Below are 3,298 nucleotides of genomic sequence, written 5' to 3' on the forward strand. Positions count from 1 at the left end.
TTTGCGCCCCCCATTTTATATCAACCAGGTTCGATCCCTCCCCCGTTCTATGTCAACCGGACTTCGGCTGCACATTTTTGCCATTTTTAGCCAAAAAAGGCCCGAATCAGATGATTCGGACCTTTTTGCTATAAGACTCTTCTAGCACGAGATGGCCAGAAGTAGGTTGATAAACTTGTTTGCACGACGCCCTGCTGATCGCCGCTGGCCATGACGTATTGGCCATTGCCGACATAGATGGCGACGTTGTACGGGTTGCTCTTGCTGCCCCAGAAGAGCAGGTCGCCCTCCGTGAAGCCGGACTTCTTGGAGGCGCTGACCGCGATGCCCTTGGTGGCCTGGGCCTTGGCGGTTGAACCGGTATTGACGCCAGCCGCCTGCTTGTAGACGTAGGCTACGAGACTGGCGTTGTCGAAGGCGTCAGGGCCCTTGGAGCCCTTGACGTAAGACTTGCCCACCTGGGCCTTGGCCAGGGCAACCACGGCCTTGGCGCGGGCCTTAGAGCCCATCGGAGCGGACCAAGAAGCGGCTAGGGTCGCGGCACTGACAGCCTTGGTTGTTTTCTTGGTCTTAGTCGTCTTTTTTACCTTTTTAACAGCGGCGCGGGACGCCTTAACGGCAGCCCGCTTTTGTTCGACCTTGGTGAAGTACTTGGCGAGAACCCACTTATTTTTGCCAATACGGTACCATAAGTTGCCCATGCTGTCCTTGGCGGTTTGGTAGACAAAGCGGCTGGTACCCTTTTTCACATGGGTGACCTTGTGGTGGCCGGAACGGTAGTTGGACCAGACCGTCACGTAGCGCTTGCTGATGACCTTCACGCGCTTGTTTGCTGCCTTGACCGGATGGCTGACGGGCGTAACCCCCGTCATGGAAATGCCTAAAAAAGCCAGCACAGCGGCAGAAAACTTGATTAAAATATTCTTCTTCATGTCCCTTTTCCTCCCTACTGCTGCTAACTCTATTTTAACACGAAAACTATAGCAATCTTCTAGCAACTGTTGGCCAGTAGTAGCTGGACAGGGTTGCTAAGATGACGCCCTGCTGCTCGTCGGCAGCGGAGACGTATTGGCCGTTGCCCACGTAGATGGCTACGTGGTAAGGAGCGGCGGCATCCCCCCAGAAGAGGAGGTCGCCTGGCTGCAGGCTGCTGGTACTTACCGTAACGTTCACGCCTTCGTAAACCTGGGTGTAAGTCGTGCGGGAAACGGTCTTGCCAACGGCGTTCTTGTAGACCCATTGGACAAGGCCAGAACAGTCAAAGGAAGATGGACCGGTTGCGCCCCAAACGTAAGCCTTGCCCACCTGGGCCTTGGCCAGGCTGACCACCCGGCTTTGCTGCCAAGATGAGCCAGCTGGTGCTTGTGAAGACGCTGCTTGGTTGACCTGGTTAGTGGTCAAAGCCGCGGTTGCCTGCTTAGCGGCTTGAGCCGCTTGGCTGGCTGACTGCGCGGCCTGACTGGCGGCTTGTGCAGCCTTGTTGGCAGCTTGCGCTGCTTGGTTGGCCGCCTTGGTGATGGCACTGGTGGTGCTGGTGGTCTTCGCCTTGCTTTGGGCGGTCGTGGTGATTACGACCGTGTACTTGCTGGCGATCCACTTCTTGGTGCCGACCTTGATCCAGACCTTTTTCTTGGTGTCGGTTGCGGTGGCCTTAACCTTTTGCACGCTGCCCTTCTTCAGGTACTTGTGGGTCTTTTTACCCTTTTTATAGTTGGTGTAAATGGGGGCCTTTTTTATAACTTGCACCTTGGACAGGTGGCCCTTAACTTGGGCGCTGGCTTCCTGGGGCGCTGCGACGGCAAAACTAAAGGCCGCGGCGGCCAGGGTCAGCGCGCTGACTGCTTTTTTCCACTTATTACTCATATGCTTATTTCCTCCGGTCGAAGCAAAAACTAATACCATATACTTATCTTAAGCTCTTGTCAAGGGTGTCGCAAGACGGTGAATGTTACAAGTTGGTTACAAATGGTTAGTGGGAGGAACTGGTGTTTTGACAGAGGCCGGAATGTGTTACGACTTTGACTTATCCACAACTTTTTTCGCGAAAATTTCGATTTTTGGCGTACTAATAAGTGGAGGGTTTGTGCGATGCCTCCGGCGATACTTTTTTGAAGAGAGGAGGTATAATGTGCCTAAAGAAAATTTACCTGATGATTTCATTGCGCCAGTCGATGATGGGAAGCCACTTGGAATCACGGATGACTATATGTTTTACTTTGTCATGCAGGATGAGGCCATCTGCACTAGGTTTTTGCAGGAATTTTTACCAGATTGGCAGATTAAGCAAGTCAAGACTCAGATGCAGCGGCAGTACAAGCATGGCCGTAAGTCAAAGGCGATTCGGGTGGACGTGCAAGCGACGGATGACCGCGGGCGACTTTTTGACATCGAAATGCAAAGAGACAACGAGTTTCAGCACAAGCGGATCCGGTATTATCGGGCTGTGATTGACCTGAATTCCCTGAAGGTTAGCCAGGACTATGACAAGCTGCCACCAGCGGTGATCATTATCTTGTCACCGTTCGATAGCTTCGCCGGGCGGAGCGAGAAGGTCTACTTTTTCCAGACGGTTTGCCGAAAAGAAGGATATGATATCGTCTTAAACGACGAATCGCTGGTCTTCGTGGTCAATTCTCGCGGGACGGTCGGCTCAGTCAGCCCGACCATGCAGAAGTTCTTGGATTTGATGAACGGCGTGGCGGATACAAGCGATGATTTCATCAAGGCGATTTGTGATAAGATGTCGTACTACAATCATGATGCACAGTGGAGGAAGGACCGTATGGAATACCAAGTAACGTTGAATCACGAGCGGAACATCGGTGAGAAGCGTGGGATTGAGATTGGCGAAGAGCGAAACCTGATCCAAAACTTGCGCTATCTCGTTGAGTCTGGAATGTCACCGGACGAGGCAATGGTACGTCTGAAGGTACCTAGCGAGAAGCGGGAAGAATACCGTAAGTTGATCGAACCGCAGAAGGTGTAATAAGAAATGAGGTGCCAATTGGCACCTCATTTTCGTTTGGGATTGGGTTGCTGCACATTTTTTACTCAACTGGCAGAACGGCTGCTCACAAATTTACTCAAGTAACGGGAATGTTGCTCATAAACTTACTCAAGTAACAGAAATGTTGCTCACAATCTTACTCAAGTAACGGAATTGTTGCTCATAATCTTACTCAAGTAACAGAAATGCTGCTCACAAGTTTACTCAAGTAACCGAAATGTTGCTCATAAACTTACTCAAGTAACGGAATTGCTGCTCACGATCTTACTCAAGTAACGGAAATGATGCTCA

Annotated in this window: 3 protein-coding genes; 1 reads left to right on the forward strand and 2 read right to left on the reverse strand. The window is 51.4% G+C overall.

All coding sequences use genetic code 11. The features are described from left to right. Positions 1–128 precede the first annotated feature (128 nt). Together ACI4WN_RS01480 and ACI4WN_RS01485 are read right to left on the reverse strand one after the other, a co-directional pair. Complete coding sequence (locus tag ACI4WN_RS01480; RefSeq protein WP_439776665.1) at positions 129–932, reverse strand: C40 family peptidase; 804 nt, start codon at positions 930–932, stop codon at positions 129–131. 46 nt (positions 933–978) lie between these two features. Beyond that, positions 979–1,863, reverse strand: coding sequence for a C40 family peptidase (locus tag ACI4WN_RS01485; protein WP_439776666.1), 885 nt, complete (start codon positions 1,861–1,863; stop codon positions 979–981). A gap of 265 nt (positions 1,864–2,128) precedes the next feature. Here ACI4WN_RS01485 and ACI4WN_RS01490 point away from each other — a divergent pair, with 265 nt between their 5' ends. Continuing rightward, on the forward strand, positions 2,129–2,986 hold the full coding sequence (locus tag ACI4WN_RS01490) for an Rpn family recombination-promoting nuclease/putative transposase (RefSeq protein ID WP_439776667.1): 858 nt from the start codon (positions 2,129–2,131) through the stop codon (positions 2,984–2,986). Positions 2,987–3,298: the final 312 nt, after the last annotated feature.

It is taken from the genome of Lactobacillus sp., from assembly GCF_051893255.1.
Classification (GTDB): domain Bacteria; phylum Bacillota; class Bacilli; order Lactobacillales; family Lactobacillaceae; genus Lactobacillus.

Coding starts and splice junctions, on each gene's coding strand:
- ACI4WN_RS01480 (WP_439776665.1), bottom strand. CDS start 932: ATGAAGAAGAATATTTTAATCAAGTTTTCTGCCGCTGTGCTGGCTTTT.
- ACI4WN_RS01485 (WP_439776666.1), bottom strand. CDS start 1,863: ATGAGTAATAAGTGGAAAAAAGCAGTCAGCGCGCTGACCCTGGCCGCC.